This is a genomic window from Streptosporangium sp. NPDC053982, assembly GCF_055585205.1.
Map to the genome: position 1 here is coordinate 1 of NZ_JBVJKQ010000040.1, position 2977 is coordinate 2977.

Annotated in this window: 4 protein-coding genes; 1 reads left to right on the forward strand and 3 read right to left on the reverse strand. The window is 71.5% G+C overall.

Annotation, left to right across the window (positions count from 1 at the left end):
* Nucleotides 1-223 precede the first annotated feature (223 nt).
* Nucleotides 224-565, reverse strand: coding sequence for an ester cyclase (locus ACZ6W9_RS36880; RefSeq protein WP_389971021.1), 342 nt, complete (start codon nt 563-565; stop codon nt 224-226).
* Nucleotides 562-1014, reverse strand: a complete 453-nt coding sequence (locus ACZ6W9_RS36885) for a MarR family winged helix-turn-helix transcriptional regulator (protein ID WP_389971018.1) — start codon at nt 1012-1014, stop codon at nt 562-564. Before ACZ6W9_RS36885 ends, ACZ6W9_RS36880 begins: the two co-directional genes overlap by 4 nt.
* 155 nt (nt 1015-1169) lie before the next feature.
* On the opposite strand from ACZ6W9_RS36885, the gene hemL reads away from it, so the two are divergent.
* The gene (gene hemL, locus ACZ6W9_RS36890) at nt 1170-2465 is read left to right on the forward strand and encodes a glutamate-1-semialdehyde 2,1-aminomutase (RefSeq protein WP_389971015.1); all 1296 of its coding nucleotides are present in this window, start codon (nt 1170-1172) and stop codon (nt 2463-2465) included.
* A gap of 35 nt (nt 2466-2500) precedes the next feature.
* Here the strand turns inward: hemL and ACZ6W9_RS36895 are convergent, their stop codons facing one another.
* Nucleotides 2501-2641 carry a hypothetical protein gene (locus ACZ6W9_RS36895; protein WP_389971012.1) on the reverse strand — a complete coding sequence of 47 codons (141 nt, stop codon included), beginning with the start codon at nt 2639-2641 and terminating at the stop codon, nt 2501-2503.
* Nucleotides 2642-2977 lie beyond the last annotated feature (336 nt).

A 2977-nucleotide genomic window follows, 5' to 3' on the forward strand; every position in this document is an offset into this window, starting at 1 on the left:
CGACCCGCCGTAGCGTCTTCCTTTCCGGCGGCCCACGGTTCTCACCGATGCTGAAGCCAACCGTTGATCCCTGCCCAGAGCTGGTCGCCGTAGCCTTGCGGCCACACTGACAGGGGAGAGCGCAGGGCCGGGCGCCGTAGCCCCTCAGTTCCGGACCGCTCACGGTCCTCACCGGCGAAGCAGCCGGTCGGGGACGGACCGGTTCGGTGGATGGAAGGGGACTTCAGGGGCGGGAGAGGGTGGACAGGCCCCACAGTTCGGTGATGCGGCCGTGCCGTACCCGGAAGAACTCCATCATCATGGGGGGCCGGTCCGCCGGGGTGCCGTGCAGGGTCGTGCGGACGGCGGCCCCGTCCCGGTCGGAGAGCACGTCCTCGACGACGACCCTGAGGCCGGGGAACATCGCGTGCATCCCGGCCCAGGCCTTCACGACGCTCTCGACGCCGACGGTGCCCAGGGGGTGGCTCACGAAGTCCGCCGAGAAGATCGTCTCGGCCGCCGCGACGTCACGGGTGTTGAACGCCTCGTACATGCGGTGAGCGAGGGCCTTCGCGTCGTCCGTCATCTGGTTCGCTCCTGTTCGGGGGGTATGAGTTCCACGTTGGCGCGCAGACGGCCCAGGACCCGCAGTACGGTCTCCCGCTCCTCGGCGGTGACGCCGTCGAGGAGCCGCTCCTGGTAGTCCTGGTGTGCCCGCGCCAGTTCCGCGGCGGCCCGTTCGCCTTCGGGGGTCAGCCCGGCCAGGGTGTAGCGGTTGTCCGCCGGGTCGACGCGGCGACCGACCAGCCCCTCGGCCTCGAAGTCCTTGACGATGCGCGTGACGCTCGCACCGTCGATCGCGAGGGCCCGGCGCAGGTCGCTGTGGCTCGTCTCGCCGTTCCGCCACAGCCGCATCAGCGTGTGGAGACGGTGACCGTTCATCCCCACATGGCGGGCGAACGCCTGCCGCACCTCGGCGCAGCCGCCCATCAGGTCCTGGAAGAACCTGTCCTCGGGGGTTCCGACCCGTTCCACGACCGCCTCCTTGATCCGATCATCTATTGAACCCATCAAGAGTTGATGTGTCAAAGGGTTTGGTACGGAGACGGTGAAGTGGGTGTGGAGAATGGCGGGCCGCGAGGGCGACATGGGCGGCGAAGAGGGTGTGGGGCGTGGCTACCCTGGAGGGCGTGAGCCGTACTGAGAAGTCCGAGGACCTGTTCGCCCGCGCCCGCCAGATCGTCCCGGGAGGCGTCAACTCCCCGGTCCGGGCCTTCGGCGCAGTCGGGGGAACCCCCCGCTTCATGGCGTCGGGGCAGGGGCCCTACATCACCGACGTGGACGGCAACCGCTACGTCGACCTGGTGTGCTCCTGGGGGCCGATGATCCTCGGGCACCGGCACCCGGCCGTGGTGGAGGCGCTGCAGGAGGCGCTGGCGGACGGCACCTCCTTCGGCACGGCGACGCCCGGCGAGGTCGAGCTCGCCGAGGAGATCGTCGCCCGGGTCGCGCCGGTGGAGAAGGTCCGCCTGGTCAGCTCCGGCACCGAGGCCACCATGTCCGCCGTACGGCTGGCCCGCGGCTTCACCGGCCGCTCCAAGGTCGTCAAGTTCGCCGGCTGCTACCACGGCCACGTCGACGCCCTGCTCGCCTCGGCCGGGTCCGGCCTGGTCACCTTCGGCCTGCCCGACACTCCCGGGGTCACCGGCGCCTCGGCCGCCGACACCGTCGTGCTGCCCTACAACTCCGTCGAGGCGGTGACCGAGGCGTTCAGCGCCTTCGGTGACGAGATCGCCTGCGTCATCACCGAGGCGTGCCCGGCCAACATGGGCGTCGTCCCGCCGCTGGAGGGGTTCAACGCCACGCTCCGCGAGCTGTGCACCGCGCACGGCGCCCTGCTGATCATCGACGAGGTGCTCACCGGCTTCCGCGTCTCGGAGGCCGGCTGGTACGGCCTCGACCCGGTGGACGCCGACCTGATGACCTTCGGCAAGGTCATGGGCGGCGGCCTGCCCGCCGCGGCGTTCGGCGGCCGGGCCGACGTGATGGCCCACCTCGCCCCGGAGGGCCCGGTCTACCAGGCGGGCACGCTCTCCGGCAATCCGCTGGCCTGCGCCGCGGGCCTGGCGACCCTGCGCGGCTGCGACGACGAGGTCTACGACCGGATCGACGCCGCCGCCCTGGTGATCGGCCGCGCCGCCGCCGACGCCCTGGCCGCCGCCGGGGTGCCGCACCGTCTGCAGCGCGCGGGCAACCTGTTCTCGATCTTCTTCACCGAGGAGCGGGTCACCGACTTCGCCGCGGCTCAGAAGCAGGACACCGCCGCCTACCGCGCGTTCTTCCACGCCATGCTCGACCAGGGTGTCTACCTGCCGCCGTCGGCCTACGAGGCGTGGTTCCTCTCGGCCGCCCACGACGACGAGGCGCTGACCCGCGTGGCCGAGGCGCTTCCCCTCGCCGCCAAGGCCGCCGCCCAGGCAGGCTGAGGACCGCCCGCAGACGGACCTTGAGAGGGGATCCTCTACGCGTCCAGGTCGATGTCGATGGGGAAGGGCGCCGGGACGGTCAGACGCCCGTGGTGGATGCCGGTGAGCCCGTACGCGCCGGTGGCCGGATCGAGCTCGTGGACGTACACGATGGGCCTGCCGTCCTTGCTCTCCACCCGTCAGAAGTGCGGGATGCCCGCCTCGGCCCCTCTTTCGCCTCCTGAGTGTTACGCCCGGCCCTCCGTCCCCGCGCCGGAACCCACGAGTGATCTGGCTCCGTCCTTCCCAGGCGAAGACCAGGGACGGCTCGCAGGGGAGGAGCGAGGCCACAGGTGATCGGGCGGGGACCATGGGCGGTCCGGAAGCGAGGGGCTACGGCGCCCGGCCCTGCGCTCTCCCCCGTCGGTGTGGCCGCAAGGCTACGGCGACCCGCCCTGAGCGGGGAGCGACAAGTCGCTTCAGCATCGGCGGGGACCCTGGGCCTGCGGAAAGGGAGCGGCTACGGCGGGTCA

What these genes read in the sequence shown, in the direction of transcription:
- ACZ6W9_RS36880 (WP_389971021.1), bottom strand. Translation starts at nt 565, where the DNA reads ATGACGGACGACGCGAAGGCCCTCGCTCACCGCATGTACGAGGCGTTC.